Source organism: Pseudomonas sp. S07E 245, assembly GCF_019599025.1.
Lineage (GTDB): Bacteria > Pseudomonadota > Gammaproteobacteria > Pseudomonadales > Pseudomonadaceae > Aquipseudomonas > Aquipseudomonas shirazensis.
This window is the reverse complement of sequence record NZ_CP080625.1, coordinates 5,133,316-5,147,846: the sequence shown is the minus strand read 5'-3', so window position 1 is coordinate 5,147,846 and position 14,531 is coordinate 5,133,316. Positions and strand designations below refer to the sequence as shown.

Here is a 14,531-nt window from a genome sequence, read left to right as displayed (position 1 = left end):
GTCCGACACGTGCTTGTAAATGGTTCTCAATATAATTAGCATCCATGGCACATTGCCCCACTCCCTTTCGCCGCTTCCGCCTCACCTGCGAGCAGACCGATCAATGAACCCAATGCCCGCCCAGCAGCCCACGCCCGACGCCGATCGCGAGGCACTGGAGTGGTTTTCCATGCTCCGTCAGCCAGGTTGCGATGAGCAGCAGCGGCAGGCGTTCGCCACGTGGCAGCAGCAGGACCCAGGCAACGCCCGCGCCTACGCTGAACTGGAAGCCTACTGGCAGCAACTCACTCCGCCTCCAGCGAGGCCGCGCCCGCGTCAGTTGAAAACCCGCCGCAGCTATCTCGGCAAAACCCTCGCCGCGCTGTTTCTGTTGATCCTCGCCGCCCTTGCCTATCTGTATTGGCCGTTGATGCAGCGCCTGGCCAGTGAACTGCACACCGCCAGCGGCGAGCGCCGCAGTGTGCGCCTGGCCGACGGTTCAACGATGCACCTGGACAGCGCCAGCGCGATGAACGCCGACCTGCGCGGGCGCACCCGCCAGTTGCAACTGGTGCAAGGTCAGGTTTCGCTCGAAGTGGTGCTCGATGGCCGCGCCCTGGAAGTGCAAGTCGGCCAGGCGCGCATTCAGGTCTATGGCACTCGCCTGATGATCGCCCGCAGCAGCCAACATGACGAACTGGTCGTGCTCAACGGCAAAGCCATGATCATTCAAGGCGGCGATCAACGCCTGCTCTCGGCCGGCGAACGGGTAACCTTCACTGAACAGCGCATCGACCCTGTGCAAAAAATCGACGTGCAGCGCGTCGAGGCCTGGCGCAGCGGGCACTTGCAGGTCAAGGATCAGCCCCTGGCCAGCGTGCTCGAGCGCCTGGCCGGCTATCAAGGCCAGCGCGTCTGGCTGATGGATGAGCAAACCGCTTATCGCCGGGTCAGCGGTGATTTCAACCTCGACCGCGCCCAGGCCAGCCTCGATCAGCTCGCCGCCGAGCAGCAATTGCAGCTGTATAGCCTGTTCGGCCAGTGGCTGATCGCCCGCTGAAACCGCACGTGCAGGCTAAGCGGTTGAAACCGTGTAAATTTTTTTTGATCCGGGTGTTGACAGAGGGGCGTCTGAAGCGAATAATGCGCGCCAGTTGGCTACATAGCTCAGTTGGTTAGAGCATAGCATTCATAATGCTGGGGTCCGGGGTTCAAGTCCCTGTGTAGCCACCACCCTTCAGATCTACAGATTTCTCACGAGGTCTGTAGATCTAACAAGAAGCCCGCCTAGTGCGGGCTTTCTTGTTTCTGGCGTTCTGTCCTTGAATCGCCCTGCAACTCCTCTGCGTATTCCTCTGGGCAAATTTCCCCGCCTGCCCTCTCAGTGCCGATGCCGCGAGAAGTCAACGCACTTACATTCAGTGCGTATGATTATTTACATTCAGCACGTATCAATATAGGGTCCCTTTCATACGCCGCGTATGTTCTGCTCCAGGTAACACTGCCAGACGACAAGGCTTGCTTGAAAATTCAAAGGACCTGAACCATGAGCACGTCTTCATCCGAACTCACAGCAACCTCCGCGCAGCACCCATGGCTGGCCGTCAGCGCAGTCGGCCTTGCGACATTTTCCGTGGTCACCACTGAAATGCTCCCGGTCGGGCTGCTGCCACCGATTGCCGAATCGCTGAATACTTCCACCGGCACGGCAGGGCTGATGATCTCACTGCCTGCACTACTGGCAGCGTTTTTTGCCCCGCTGGTGGTCATCGCATCCGGCGGCATTGATCGGCGCAGGATCCTCTGCGGATTGCTGGGGCTGTTGGTGATCGTCAACATCGCCTCGGCGTTGGCCCCAAGCATGGCCTGGATGCTGGCCGCGCGTGTACTGGTCGGCTTTTGCATGGGGGGATCTGGGCGATCGCCGGGGGGCTGGCGGGGCGGCTGGTGGCGGCGCACTCGGTTGGCCTGGCGACCTCGATCATCTTCGGCGGGGTGGCCGCTGCTTCGGTGCTGGGCGTGCCGCTGGGTGCGTTGATCGGCGACTATGCCGGGTGGCGCTGGGCCTTTGCCGGCATGGCCCTGTTCAGCGCATTGGTGCTGGCGTTGCACCTTGCGGTGATCCCCGGGCTACCGGTAACCAGTTCGGTGACCGTGCGCCAGTTTGCCCAGCAGCTGGGTAGCCGCAAACTGCAAGTGGGGTTGCTGCTGACGCTGGCACTGGTCGCCGGACACTTCATGCTGTTCACCTACGTGCGGCCATTGCTGATGTCGGTGTCAGGCTTCGATAGCCAATGGGTCAGCGCACTGCTGTTCGCCTATGGCTTCGCCGGCATCGTCGGCAACTTCCTTGCCGGCGTCATCGCCGCGCGGCGCACAGCACGCACCTTGCTGACGATCTCGACCGGGCTGCTGCTGACGCCGGTGCTGTTCCTGCTCATCGGCAATTCCAACCTCGGCGGCGGCATGCTGTTGCTGGTCTGGGGGCTGGCCTATGGCGGCGTGTCGGTAGGCCTGATGACGTGGATGATGAAGGCCGCACCGCGTGCGGTGGAGGTCGCAACGGCGCTGTACGTCGGCGTGTTCAATGTCGCCATCGCATTGGGGGCATGGGCCGGTGGCCTGGTTTTGGACGAGGTAGGCCTTACAGGGAATCTTTGGCTGGCGGCTGGGTTCGCAACTATTGCCCTGCTGCTGGCGCTCGGTATATGCCTGGCTGAGCACAGGGCTGCAAATGCTGATGTGGACTCACCACCGCTCCAGTGCCAATAGCAGATTGTCATGCACCCTCGCCTGGATAATAATGAGATATATTATCATCCGTAGCGATCAGTCATGGACGCAGGGCTCAAGGCTTCAAACTCACTGAATATCGGCCACCTTTATGGCGAGCACCATGGCTGGCTCAAAGGCTGGCTGCGCACGCGCACTTGCAACAGCGCCGATGCAGCCGACCTGGCTCAGGATACCTTCATGCGTATGCTGACTTTGCGGCAAATGCCTGCTCTGCGCGAACCCCGTCATTACCTGGTAACTATCGCTCGAGGCCTGCTGATCGACAAAGCCCGTCGGCAAACCCTTGAGCGGGCGTACCTGGAGGTATTGGCGGCGCGACCGGAGCCGCTTGAGGTTTCGCCGGAAACCTACCACCTGATCATCGAATCGCTGCTGGCCATCGACACCCTGCTCGATGGCCTGGGCCAGCGCACCCGGCAGATCTTCCTCATGGTGCAACTCGAAGGCCTGGGCTATGTCGAGGTGGGCAAGCGTCTTGGCCTCTCGGTGACAACGGTCAAGAACCACCTGAGCAAGGCATTGATGCAGTGCATTGTGTTGATGGACGCATGACCAGCGCGCCCGCTTCTGTGCCCGGTAAAAATCATCTGCAGGCGGCAGTAGCGTGGTATCTCGCGCTCAATGACAACGAGGTCACGCCAGACCAGCATCAGGCCTGGCAACGCTGGCTCGGTGCTGACCCTGCACACGTCAATGCCTGGGCGCGGATAGAAAAGCTCCAGCAACAATTGCGCGGTGTGCCTGGTGAGCTGGCCTTGCCGGTGTTGTCGCAGATGGGCGTGCAGCGCCGCCAAGGTCTCAAGCTGCTGCTCCTGCTGGCCACTGGCGCCGCAACTTTCGCCGGTTATCGCAGCTCGCCCTACAGCGCCGACTTCGCCACTGGTACTGGCCAGCGCCGGCACGTGAAGTTGCCTGATGGCAGCCGCCTGGATTTGAACACCGACACTCAGGTTGATATCGCCTACAGCGCACAGCAGCGATTGATCGTTCTACGTCAGGGCGAAATCTTTGTGACGACTGCGTCCGAGCAGGCGCCCGCGCGACCGCTTGCAGTGCAGACACCTCACGGAAGGGTTCTTGCGCTAGGAACCCGCTTTGATGTCCGCGTGCTGTCAGGTTTCAGCACGGTTGAGGTGGAGCAGCATGCAGTCGAAGTCAGCAGCCGCGACGCGCCACGTCAGGTGCAACGGGTCGAGCACGGCCAGGCGCTAACCTTTGGCGCGGCCCACATGGGCAATCTACGCCTTGGCTCTGCCGGCAACAGCGCCTGGACCCAAGGCGTGCTGGTGGCGATTGACTGGCGCTTGGCGGACTTCATTGGCGAGCTGTCGCGCTACCGTGCGGGCTATCTGGGCTGCGCCGAGCAGGTCGCGGACTTGAGAATATCCGGCGCGTTTCGCCTGGATGATATCGATGGAGTACTGGCCAACCTGCAGGTTTCGTTGCCGGTGAAGGTGCGCCAGCTTTCGCGGTACTGGGTACGGATAGAAGCGTAAACAGATTTCACCCGTTGCAGCTTGCCGATTGCGAGTTTCGTTCGGCTCATCAGTAGAGCGGTCATTCAGCCGCCATTACTGCAACGGCATAGGAAGTCACGCATGAGCCCCCCCACCCCTCTCGCAGCTTTGCGCTTTCGCCTCAACTCCACACTGCTGCGCATCAGCCTCGGCGGTGCGCTTTGTGCTGGCGCGGTAGCCACTCCGGCCTGGTCGCAACAAGCTGCGGAACAACGTGAATATGCAATTGCAGCCGGGCCTCTGGATACCGCGCTCAGCCACTTTGCCGCCAGCAACGGGGTGACGTTATCGTTCGCGTCGACTCAAACCGAAGGTCTGCTCAGCCCCGGTCTGAACGGTCGTCACACGTTTGCCGAGGGTATTGCCCGGCTGCTCGCCAACAGTGGATTACAGGCACGCCAGGAAGGGCCGCAACGCTACACCCTGGTCAGCACGCCAAGCGATGCAGCGCTGGAACTCGGTGCCACCACCATCACCGGCGCGACTCTTGGCGCCACCAGCGAACATACCGGCTCCTATACGACCGGCCCCATGCAGACCGCCACCAAGCTGGCCTTGAGCATGCGCCAGACGCCACAGTCGGTCTCGGTAGTTACCCGCCAGCGCATGGACGACCGTGGCATGCAGGACCTGCACGACGTGATCAAGGACGTCCCCGGGGTCACCGTGGAAAAGGACGGTCCCGAGCGCCCGACCTACTACGCCCGTGGTTTTCAGGTCGACAACATCATGTACGACGGCCTGCCGACCACCGTGTCCAGCTACACCGCCCGGGACACCATCGCCGCCGCCGACACCGCCATGCTCGATCGGGTCGAAGTGGTACGCGGCGCCACCGGCTTGATGAGTGGTTCCGGCAGTCCCTCTGCGGCAATCAACCTGGTGCGCAAGCGCCCTACCAAGGACGCTCAGGTCAGCGTGACTGCCAGTGCCGGCAGCTGGGACAACTATCGCGGCGAGCTGGATGCCTCCAGCGCCCTCAACGACAGCGCCAGCCTGCGCGGCCGGGCGGTCACCAGCTATCAGGTCAAGGACAGCTTCCAGGACGTGGTCAACAAAGAGCACGCACTGTTCTACGGCATCGCCGAGGCAGACCTGAGCGACAGCACTACCCTGACCGTAGGCGCCTCGAATCAGAACCTGAACAACAACACCGCCTGGGGCGGCGTGCCCACCGCCAGCGATGGCGGCGACCTCAAGCTGTCGCGCTCGACCTATCTGGGCAATGACTGGGGCCGCTGGGATCAGGACAACAACAGCCTCTTCAGTGAGATCGAACAGCGCTTCGACAATGGCTGGAAGCTGCGCCTGGCAGCGACCAGGATGTGGTCCAAGCTTGATCTGCTGGCGTCCTACGTCAGCGCCGGTGCAGTCGACGGCAGCTTCAACCAGATGACCGGCAAGTTCAAATACAGCAATGAGCAGAGCAGCTATGACGCATTTGCCAGCGGCCCGTTCAGCTTGTTCGAGCGCGAACATGAACTGGTGATCGGCGCCAGCCGCCGCAAGGAAACCTTCCACGGCAACGGCACCACAGTCTTGTCGGCTGCCGATATCAACATCTACAACTGGAACCCCCACGTAACCGCGATTCCAGCGTTCAACATGGGCGCCTGGCAGCAACAAAGCGAAACCGAACAAACCGGCGCGTACCTCACTGGCCGCTTCAGCCTGGCCGAACCGCTGCACCTGATTCTGGGTGCACGCCTGGACTGGTACGACTACCAGATCGACAACTCGAGCAATATTGCCGGAGTCCAGCCGACCTCCAGCCAATACGACGTCAGCCGTAACCTGACCAAGTACGCCGGGCTCATCTATGACCTCGACGATACTTACTCGGTGTACGTCAGCTACACCGATATCTTCACCCCGCAAGGTGTGGTCGATAGCCAGAACAAGGCCATCCAACCAATCGTCGGCAAGAACTATGAAGCCGGTATCAAGGCCGAATACTTCGACGGCGCCTTGAACGCCAGCGCCGCGGTGTTCCGGATCGACCAGCAAAACCGCGCCTCGGTAATCAATACCCCAGGCGTGTGCCAGACGCCCGCCGGTGTCGCCTGCTACCAGGCCTCCGGCGAAGTGCGCAGCCAAGGCCTGGAACTCGAAGTCAGCGGCGCACTGAACGAGCGCTGGCAAATGGCGGCTGGCTACACCTACAACGCCGCCAAGTACCGCAAGGATGCCAACCGGGACAACGAAGGCCGGCTGTTCGCCAGCGACCTGCCCCGCCATTTGTTCAAGGCCAGCACTACCTACCAACTGCCTGGCACGCTCGAACGCTGGCGTGTCGGCGGCGCCGTCAGCGCGCAGAACACCATCTACAACCAGGGCAGCGGCTACCGCATCGAGCAGAAGGCCTACCAGGTGCTCGACCTGATGGCTGGTTACAAAGTCTCGGACAACGTCGACCTGCGCTTGAACGTCAATAACGTCTTCGACAAGAAGTACTACCAGAGCATCAACAGCAATACCTGGAACGGTTTCAACGTTTATGGCGAACCGCGCAATGCCGCATTGACCGTGAAGTGGTCCCTTTGAGTCAGAAGCGCGCTGGCGATGTGCGGGCCAAGTTCTGACAGCGCTTGCCCGGCGCAGCGCCGATCTGCCTGGAGCGGCCGGTACAGCGCTGGGCGCAGCTAGCGGACATTGCGATGGAGCATCAACCGCGCGCTTTCATGCAGCCCATGGGTGAGCGTGCGTAAACGCTGGAATTCCTCGGGATACTGCGCGGCGACATCATCACGCGGCGTTGCCGAGGCCAGATCGTGCAGGGTCGGTGCGCTGCCGTCGTGCTGCATCTGCAGCAGGAAGTCCCTGGTCACGCCGCCGATGATCGGGAAGGTGCCCTCGCGCAATACCAGCGGCACCACCCGCTCGCCTTCCGGCGCTGGCTGCTGGATGTCGCGGCCCAGCGCGCCGTTGACGAAGGGCACGCCGGCCATGCCGGCTACGGTCGGCAACAGGTCAACCAGGCCCACCGCTTGTTCGATCACCCGCGGCTCAAGACCTGGGGCATGAATCAGCAACGGCACATTGTTGCTTTCCAGGCCCAGCTGTTCAAACGCCGGCGCCATGTGCGGGATCTGGCTGATGCGCGTGTTGTGATCACCGAAGAACACAAAGATGCTGTTGTCGTAGTAACCACCGGCCTTGGCGATCTCCATCAGGCGGCCAATGTTGTAGTCGAGCAGGCGCACGGCGTTGTACTGCTCGACACTGCGCGAGCCGGCAGCATTGACTTGCTCAAGGGTTACGTCGACCACCTGGAAACCGTCGTTGTGCCTGGGGATGGTGAAGGGCCGGTGGTTGCCGGAGGTCTGCAGATAGGCGAAGAACGGCTGGTCCTTGGGCACGGCACGCAACAGCGCGTCGCTTTCCTTGAACAGATCCAGATCGGAAATCCCCCAGACGTCGACCCGCGGCGATTGCCAGTCGCTCTCTTCATACAACTGCACGCCGTCGATGCTCTGGCGGATCAGCGCGTTGATGTTGGCCCAGCCGGCATTGCCGCCGATCATGTAGAACTTCTGATAACCCTCGAAGGCGTTGATCAAGGTGTGTTGCCGAGTGATCAGCGGATTGCGCGTGGCCGTCTCTTGCCGGGTGACGTCAGGCACGCCAGTGATGCTCGCCCACACCGTTTTTGCAGTGCCGGTAACGGGCACATAGAAGTGTTTGAAGAACCAGCTCTGGCTGGCCAGCTTGTCCAGGTTCGGCGTTGGATTGAGCGGGTTGCCGTAGGCGCCGACGGCGCTGGTGCCGAGTGATTCGAGCATGACGAAGATGACATTCGGCGGGCGCTCGCCGGCCAGCTTGTAGGGCTGCACCGGCTGCTTGCGGATGAAGTCGAGACGGCCAGCGTCTGGTTGATCCACGCTCAGGTACTGGGCGATCTGCGGATAGTACTCACGCACTTTGGCTTCATCGTACTGAGCCTGGCCGGCCTTTAGCGTGTCATAGAGGAACAGCACCGGGTTCAGACCCACCGCTGCAACCTGACTGTTGCCGGAGAAGAATGCATCGCTCCAGCGCAAAGGCACCGGGTTTTCCAGGTTGAGGTTGGCAACCCGCCCGAGCAGGGCCAGCAGCACTGCAACTACCCCAATCAACGAAACTGAGGCCAGCGCCCAGCGCTTGATCGGCTTGCGCACAGCGTCCAGGGTCAGCCGTTCCAGGCAAACCAAGGCCCATACCCACAAGCCGACTGCTGCCAGCCAACAGGCAGTTATCCACAGCACCGGATAGGTTTCCCAGACCATCTGTTGCGAGATTTGCGCGTCCTGCAGATAGCGCAGCACCGTCGCGTTGATCCGCACGCCGAGGTAGGCGTAGTGGCCGAAGTCGATGATATAGACCAGGCCCACCGCGGCCAGCACCACGGCCAGATAAACCCGCGCCAGCCAGCGCATGGCCGGCAGGGTAGTCAGGTTCCAGCGTGGCAGCCACGCCAGCACGGCCAGCGGCAGCAGGATCAGCAGCGCCAGGCGCAGGTCGAAGCGCAGGCCGATGCCCAGGGTCTCCAGCAGCGCCGGGGTGGTCAGTTCAAGCCCGGAAAAACCCAGCAGAAACACCAGCCGCAAGGCCACCAGCAACGCGAACACCAAACCGATTGCGCCCACGCCGTAGCGCAGGCGGCGAGACTGCAACACTCCCATCATTGACCTCTATGCCATTTCATCAGGGGCCGCCATGCACTGCCGATCAGCAGCGCGGTTGCGGCGATCAGGCAGTACCCCGTCAGCAACGGGTCGAGCAGGTAATCCCAGTAGTTTTCCGAAGGTTTCAGGCGCAGGGCGAACGCCAGGGTGCCCAGTGCCAGCATCGCGACGGCCAGCGTGTTGCGCAGCCACAGCATCAGCAGCGCCAGCCCTGCCACCAGCACAATCATTGGCCGCGGATTGAAACCCCAGCGGTACGGATCAAAATAGGTCAGCCCCAGCGTGGCCGGGTACAGCAGCAGGCTCAGCAGCGTGAACGCCAGCAGCAACTGCATCCGCTGCGCGCGCTCGAGTGGTTGCAGCAGACCCAGGCGGGTCAGGCTCACCCAGGCCAGCAGGATCAGCGTGCTGAACGCCAGATCATCGGTAAAGCTGCGCACATAGCTTGCCAGCGACAGTTGGCTGAGCGGAATGAAGCTGGCCACCGCCAACAGCGGCAGCAGCCAGGGCCGCCACGGCGCGGTAAAACGCAGCGCGCTGAACGCGACAAAGCCGATCAGGACGAAACTCAAGTGGGCTTGCCATACCGAAACCATCACAGGCGCCCCGCCAGCCAGGCTTGGTTGAAGCTGACATGTTTGATGAAGGTGTTGTTCCACGAGTAGACCAGGTGGTACATGCCATCTGCACTGCGGCTGAAGTACGGGTACTCGTACTCGAAATCGCAGCCACGCGGTTTGCATACGCGGTAGTCGAGGTTACTCAAGAAGCGCTGTTCGAGCGGCAGCCGGCGCGCACCGCTGGAGGCGCGAAAGCCCTCACCAATGATCGCTTTATAGGCCTCGGGCGAGAACGGCTGGCCAAGTGGATCCGGCGACTGGTCCAGCTCCACCACACTGCGCCACTCGTTGAGGTCGGCGTCAGTGCCGTACAGGCTGAGCTTGAAGCGGCCATCCTGCAGGTCGTTCAGGGCTACCAGCAGACCGTCGTCGTCAGTGCCGACTGCGGCCAGCGACGAGTTGGGGTTGGCCGGTTCCAGCGGGTACGGTTCGCTCCAGGTCTGGCCGGCGTCTTCGGTACGGCTGCCCAGCACGCGGTGATGGGTATCGCCGGCATAGCGCAACATCGCCACGGCGCGATGGCCATCGAGCGGGACGATGGTCGGTTGCAGCGAGTGCTTGCCGCGGCTTATGCGGAATTTGTCGACCACCTCACCCTCGGCGCTCAGGTACAGGTACTCGGCAAACTTGCCCATGAACTCGTGGTACACCGGCAGGCCGATCGAGCCATCGGCGTGAAACACCGGCGCGGCGCGCACCAGGGTGCTGATATTGAAAAACGGCGAAGTCACCAGTTGCCGTGGCGCCGACCAGCTGCTTCCGAGGTCATCGGAGACCATCAGGTTGATCGCACTGGTGGCCCAGCCACCCACGGAAACCGAGACATAAAACATCCACAAGCGGTTGTCCGGGCCGAGCGCGATCACCGGATTGCCGAGCTTGCGGATATAGCGCTGGGTGCCGTCGCGGGTGCTTTCACGGGTAGCCAGCACCTGTTCGGCGCCCCACTCGTCAGTGCGCGGATCAAAGCGCGCCGCGCGCACCTGAACATCGGCCGCACCTTCGCGCGAGCCGGCAAACCACACGGCCATCAAGCCACCATCGGGCATGGCCGTGACCGAGGATGAATGGACAAAGTCAGTCAGCTGGCTGGAGACGAAGCGGCTACTGAATTGCGCCGGGGCCGGCGTGCCTGTGTCGTTCGAGCTGAGCTGGGCAAACGGCGCCAGCACATGGGGCGGATGGCTTTGCCAGGCAGCAAAAAACACCGCCAGCACGCCGCAGATCATTAAGGCAGAGCGCATAGAGAACCTGTCGATGGGAGTATTACTGCGCACGCTCGTCCGGCAGGCGCTTCCTGCGGCCGGTGAGCATGGAGAGCGGCAGGTTGTCCCGCACCTGGATACTTTCAAACACTGCGGCCAGCACATGCACACAGACCAGCGCCAACAACACATCGGCGGCAGTCTCGTGGACTTGCAGCGGCCAATCGGCGCCCCACAGGGCATCGACTTCTTGCATCAGGAACCCGCTGCTGCCAATCACCAGCAGCGCCAGCAGCATTAACAACATCACCAGCGCGCCAATAGGCGAATGGCCAAGACGGTGTTGCGGCTTGCCCTTGAGCAGTGAGCGCAGGTGCGCGGCGAGCCGTTGCGGGGTCGGCCAGAAGTCTGCCCAGCGCGCACTGCGCGGCCCGACGAATCCCCACACGCTGCGTACCAGCAGCCATGCCATGGCGTAGTAGCCGAGCCAGACATGCCAGTCGTCGCCGGCTTCATTGAAGAAGTAGTTGGCGACGAAGACCCCGGCGATAGACAGATGAAACAGCCTCACCAAAGGGTCCCACAGGCGCAGGGATTCGCCCTGCATCAGTCTTTGATCTCGGTCTTGATTGCCTTGCCCGTGACCGGGTCATGGTAGATTTCGACCTTGCGCTTGTCCTTGTCGAAGCCGTAGATCTCGTAGCAGTTGCCGTCGGTGACCTTGAACTTGCTGATCTGGTAACCCTCGGCTTTGAGCTTGTCCTGGAAGGCAGTTTGGTCCTGCCACTGCGAGCGCTCGGCGGTGGTGCACTGCGGGCCGGCGACGGCCAGGGGGCTGGCGATGATCAGGGACAGCAGGAGAATTTTGCGCATGGGAAAGCTCTCGGCAGATGTGGGTGGGCCCACAATGCAAAAGCAACCTTAGGCCAACCTTAGCCGGTAACCAGCAGTTACATCTTTGCTGAAATCCGCCTGTGCAGAACCCGGCATGATGCCGCCGATTACTTCAGAGACTTCACCATGCGCCTACTCCTCGTCGAAGATGATCGAGCCCTCGGCCAGGGTATTCGCGTGGCCTTGGGCGCCGAAGGCTATACCCTCGACTGGCTGCAGGATGGGGTGGCCGCCTTGCACGCGTTACGCACCGAGAGCTTCGATCTGTTGTTGCTCGACCTCGGCCTGCCACGCCTGGACGGCCTCGACCTGTTGCAGCAATTGCGCGCCGAGCAGCAGGACCTGCCGGTGCTGATCCTGACCGCCCGCGATGGCACCGCCGCGCGTATCGCCGGGCTGGATGCCGGCGCCGACGACTACCTGATCAAACCGTTCGACGTCGACGAACTCAAGGCCCGCGTGCGCGCCCTGCTGCGCCGCAGTCAGGGCCGTGCGCAACCGCTGCTGGAGCACGCCGGGATCAGCCTCGACCCAGCCACACAACAAGTGCACTACCTGCACGCCGAGGTCATCGTCACGCCCATGGAGTACCAATTGCTGCATCAACTGATGGTGCGCCCCGGCAAGGTCGTCACCCGCGAGCGCCTGTCCCGTACGCTGTATGGCTGGCAGGATCGGGTCGAGAGCAATACCCTCGAAGTGCTGATCCATAACCTGCGCAAAAAGCTCTGCAGCGAGCTGATCCGCACCGTACGCGGTGTCGGTTATGTGCTGGCGGTGCAGGCATGATCTCGGTCCGCGCGCGCATTCTGGTCCCGGTACTGGTGATGATCCTGCTCGGCGACGCGTTGATCAGCTGGCTGGTGCTGCGCGACAGCCATGACGAAATCGAAGAAGTCTACGACGCGCAGCTCGCCCAGAGCGCCCGTCTGCTCCAGGGTGTACTGCGCCAGGGCGATGCTGGCGAGGCCGACTGGGAGCGCTTGTATCAGGCCTTCGACCAAGCCATGAGCCGGATCGGTGTCGACGGCGTCGCCCACCCTTACGAAACCCGCCTCACCTTCCAGGTCTGGCGCAGCGATGGCGAGTTGCTGGTGCGCTCGGCCGAGGCGCCGGTGCTGGCGGCGCCGCCCGCGACCCTCGGTGCCCATGACTTGCTCGATAACGGCAACGAGTGGTGCGCGTTTCTCCTCGCCGACCCGCAGCAAGGCTTGCTGATCTGGGTGGGCGAGCGCGATGACATTCGTCAGGACCTGATCCAGCGCATCATGCGTCACACTCTGTGGCCAACCCTGATCGGCGTGCCGTTGCTGACGCTGGTGATCTGGCTGGTGATCGGCTGGGGCCTCAAGCCCTTGCGCAGCATGGCCCGTAAGCTCCGCGTGCGGCAGACCGGCAGCCTGCATCCACTGCGCCTCAAGCCGCTCCCGAGCGATCTGGAACCGATGCAGACCGCGCTCAACCGGCTGTTGCTGCAAGTCGAAGAGCTGCTCGCCCGCGAGCGCCGTTTTATCGCCGACGCCGCCCACGAACTGCGCACGCCGCTGGCGATTCTGCGCATTCACGCACAAAACGCACGCAACGCCGCCACCGCCGAGCAACGCCACGAAGCGTTGGATTTTCTGGTCAGCGGCGTCGACCGCGCTACCCGCATCGGCAGCCAGTTGCTGACCATGGCCCGTATCGAGCCGCAACTGAGCGACCCCCAGCGCAGCCGCGTGCAATTGACCGAGCTGGTGCGTGAAGAGTTGGCCGAGTTGACCCCGCTGGCGCTGAACAAGGGTGTCGACCTGGTCCTCGAAGGTGACGAAGAGTGCTGGGTCGAGACCGAGCCGGTGGCACTGGCCATCGCCCTGCAGAACCTGGTGACCAACGCACTCAACTTCTCCCCGCCGGGCAGCGAAGTGAAGGTAGTGATCGGCGACAACCGCCTCAGCGTCGAGGATCAGGGCCCGGGCATTGACGAGGCAGACATGGAGCGCCTGTTCGAACGCTTCTACAGCCGGGGCAACGCCAATGGCGCCGGGCTGGGCCTGGCGATCGTGGAAATGATTGTCGACAAGATCGGCTGCGACTTGCGTCTGTACAATCTGCGCCAAGGCGGGCTCTGCGCCGAACTGACGCTGAGCCAGGCGCGCGCCAGCTGAGCTCAGCGCACGCCCGCAACCAGCACGGTCACCCCCAGGCTGATCAGCGCCACGCCGATCAGCCGATCAACCACTCGCTGGCGCTCGATCATTGCCAGGCGCAGCGCTGCGCTGGAAAAAAACACCGCCACCAGGCTGAACCACAGCCAATGGGCGAAGGACATGAACGCGCCGTAGGCAAAGTCCTGCGCCAGCGAGCTGCCCGGCTGCACCACCTGGGTGTAGGCGCTGATCACAAACAGCATGGTCTTGGGGTTCAGCGCGTTGGTGAAAAAGCCGGTGCGTAACGCCCTCAGGCTACCCCTGCCCTGCCCTTGGCCGACGTCATCGAGGTGGATCCGCTTGGTATTGGTCAGCGACTGGTAGCCCAGATAAATCAGGTAGCCCGCGCCCAGCACCTTCATGGCCATGAACAGCGCCGGGCTTTGGCTGATGATCACGGCAATGCCCAGCACCGTGTACAGCACATGCACCTGCACACCCAAGGCAATGCCGACCGCAGCGGCCAGGCCGGCCTTGCGCCCCTGTGCATAACTGCTGCGGGTGACCATGGCAAAGTCAGCGCCGGGGCTGATCACGGCAAGTACGGTAAACACGGCGACGGCAATCAGTTCATTCACTCAGGCAACCTCGATAGACGATGAAAATCCACAGATTGCCGATTATCGAGGGCTTATCCACAGGTCAAAATCGATTTATAGTCGCGCAG

12 protein-coding genes, 1 tRNA gene and 1 pseudogene are annotated in these 14,531 nt (G+C 62.3%); 8 read left to right on the top strand and 6 right to left on the bottom strand.

Annotation, left to right across the window (positions count from 1 at the left end; genetic code table 11):
• The first annotated feature begins 112 nt into the window (after positions 1 to 112).
• The 6 genes and pseudogenes from K3F44_RS23680 (at position 113) to K3F44_RS23655 (ending at position 6,836) form a co-directional block, all read left to right on the top strand.
• Positions 113 to 1,039: a FecR domain-containing protein gene (locus K3F44_RS23680; protein ID WP_220634216.1), complete on the top strand. Its 927-nt coding sequence runs from the start codon at positions 113 to 115 to the stop codon at positions 1,037 to 1,039.
• A 96-nt stretch (positions 1,040 to 1,135) separates the two neighbouring features.
• Positions 1,136 to 1,212, top strand: a tRNA-Met gene (locus tag K3F44_RS23675).
• A gap of 313 nt (positions 1,213 to 1,525) precedes the next feature.
• Positions 1,526 to 2,751: pseudogene (locus K3F44_RS23670) on the top strand (MFS transporter).
• A 63-nt stretch (positions 2,752 to 2,814) separates the two neighbouring features.
• Positions 2,815 to 3,327: a sigma-70 family RNA polymerase sigma factor gene (locus tag K3F44_RS23665; RefSeq protein WP_220633074.1), complete on the top strand. Its 513-nt coding sequence runs from the start codon at positions 2,815 to 2,817 to the stop codon at positions 3,325 to 3,327.
• On the top strand, positions 3,324 to 4,271 hold the full coding sequence (locus K3F44_RS23660; RefSeq protein WP_220633073.1) for a FecR domain-containing protein: 948 nt from the start codon (positions 3,324 to 3,326) through the stop codon (positions 4,269 to 4,271). The genes K3F44_RS23665 and K3F44_RS23660 overlap by 4 nt, the downstream gene beginning before the upstream one ends.
• 102 nt (positions 4,272 to 4,373) lie before the next feature.
• The gene (locus K3F44_RS23655; protein WP_220633072.1) at positions 4,374 to 6,836 is read left to right on the top strand and encodes a TonB-dependent siderophore receptor; all 2,463 of its coding nucleotides are present in this window, start codon (positions 4,374 to 4,376) and stop codon (positions 6,834 to 6,836) included.
• 98 nt (positions 6,837 to 6,934) lie between these two features.
• Here the strand turns inward: K3F44_RS23655 and K3F44_RS23650 are convergent, their stop codons facing one another.
• From K3F44_RS23650 to K3F44_RS23630, 5 genes are read right to left on the bottom strand one after another with little or no spacing between them, the layout of a single operon-like run.
• A complete protein-coding gene (locus K3F44_RS23650) occupies positions 6,935 to 8,953 on the bottom strand; it encodes an LTA synthase family protein (protein ID WP_150572759.1) in 2,019 nt (672 codons plus the stop codon).
• Positions 8,953 to 9,552 carry a hypothetical protein gene (locus tag K3F44_RS23645; RefSeq protein WP_220633071.1) on the bottom strand — a complete coding sequence of 200 codons (600 nt, stop codon included), beginning with the start codon at positions 9,550 to 9,552 and terminating at the stop codon, positions 8,953 to 8,955. Before K3F44_RS23645 ends, K3F44_RS23650 begins: the two co-directional genes overlap by 1 nt.
• Complete coding sequence (locus K3F44_RS23640) at positions 9,552 to 10,820, bottom strand: exo-alpha-sialidase (RefSeq protein WP_220633070.1); 1,269 nt, start codon at positions 10,818 to 10,820, stop codon at positions 9,552 to 9,554. Before K3F44_RS23640 ends, K3F44_RS23645 begins: the two co-directional genes overlap by 1 nt.
• Before the next feature lie 22 nt (positions 10,821 to 10,842).
• Positions 10,843 to 11,388 (bottom strand): cytochrome b/b6 domain-containing protein, encoded by a 546-nt coding sequence (locus tag K3F44_RS23635; RefSeq protein WP_150570028.1) that lies wholly within the window; start codon positions 11,386 to 11,388, stop codon positions 10,843 to 10,845.
• Positions 11,388 to 11,654, bottom strand: a complete 267-nt coding sequence (locus K3F44_RS23630; protein WP_101316428.1) for a PepSY domain-containing protein — start codon at positions 11,652 to 11,654, stop codon at positions 11,388 to 11,390. Before K3F44_RS23630 ends, K3F44_RS23635 begins: the two co-directional genes overlap by 1 nt.
• Positions 11,655 to 11,801: 147 nt before the next feature.
• Here K3F44_RS23630 and K3F44_RS23625 point away from each other — a divergent pair, with 147 nt between their 5' ends.
• Both K3F44_RS23625 and K3F44_RS23620 read left to right on the top strand, forming a co-directional pair.
• Positions 11,802 to 12,464: a response regulator gene (locus K3F44_RS23625; RefSeq protein WP_101316426.1), complete on the top strand. Its 663-nt coding sequence runs from the start codon at positions 11,802 to 11,804 to the stop codon at positions 12,462 to 12,464.
• Entirely contained in the window at positions 12,461 to 13,822 is a 1,362-nt protein-coding gene (locus tag K3F44_RS23620) for a sensor histidine kinase (protein ID WP_220633069.1), read from the top strand. Before K3F44_RS23625 ends, K3F44_RS23620 begins: the two co-directional genes overlap by 4 nt.
• Positions 13,823 to 13,824: 2 nt before the next feature.
• Here the strand turns inward: K3F44_RS23620 and K3F44_RS23615 are convergent, their stop codons facing one another.
• Positions 13,825 to 14,442: a LysE family translocator gene (locus K3F44_RS23615; protein WP_150570024.1), complete on the bottom strand. Its 618-nt coding sequence runs from the start codon at positions 14,440 to 14,442 to the stop codon at positions 13,825 to 13,827.
• Between the last annotated feature and the right edge of the window lie 89 nt (positions 14,443 to 14,531).

Excerpts from the sequence above, each read along its gene's own strand:
- K3F44_RS23635 (WP_150570028.1), bottom strand. The coding sequence starts at position 11,388 with ATGCAGGGCGAATCCCTGCGCCTGTGGGACCCTTTGGTGAGGCTGTTT.
- K3F44_RS23630 (WP_101316428.1), bottom strand. The coding sequence starts at position 11,654 with ATGCGCAAAATTCTCCTGCTGTCCCTGATCATCGCCAGCCCCCTGGCC.
- K3F44_RS23660 (WP_220633073.1), top strand. The coding sequence starts at position 3,324 with ATGACCAGCGCGCCCGCTTCTGTGCCCGGTAAAAATCATCTGCAGGCG.
- K3F44_RS23645 (WP_220633071.1), bottom strand. The coding sequence starts at position 9,552 with ATGGTTTCGGTATGGCAAGCCCACTTGAGTTTCGTCCTGATCGGCTTT.
- K3F44_RS23625 (WP_101316426.1), top strand. The coding sequence starts at position 11,802 with ATGCGCCTACTCCTCGTCGAAGATGATCGAGCCCTCGGCCAGGGTATT.
- K3F44_RS23655 (WP_220633072.1), top strand. The coding sequence starts at position 4,374 with ATGAGCCCCCCCACCCCTCTCGCAGCTTTGCGCTTTCGCCTCAACTCC.
- K3F44_RS23665 (WP_220633074.1), top strand. The coding sequence starts at position 2,815 with ATGGACGCAGGGCTCAAGGCTTCAAACTCACTGAATATCGGCCACCTT.
- K3F44_RS23650 (WP_150572759.1), bottom strand. The coding sequence starts at position 8,953 with ATGGGAGTGTTGCAGTCTCGCCGCCTGCGCTACGGCGTGGGCGCAATC.
- K3F44_RS23620 (WP_220633069.1), top strand. The coding sequence starts at position 12,461 with ATGATCTCGGTCCGCGCGCGCATTCTGGTCCCGGTACTGGTGATGATC.
- K3F44_RS23680 (WP_220634216.1), top strand. The coding sequence starts at position 113 with ATGCCCGCCCAGCAGCCCACGCCCGACGCCGATCGCGAGGCACTGGAG.
- K3F44_RS23640 (WP_220633070.1), bottom strand. The coding sequence starts at position 10,820 with ATGCGCTCTGCCTTAATGATCTGCGGCGTGCTGGCGGTGTTTTTTGCT.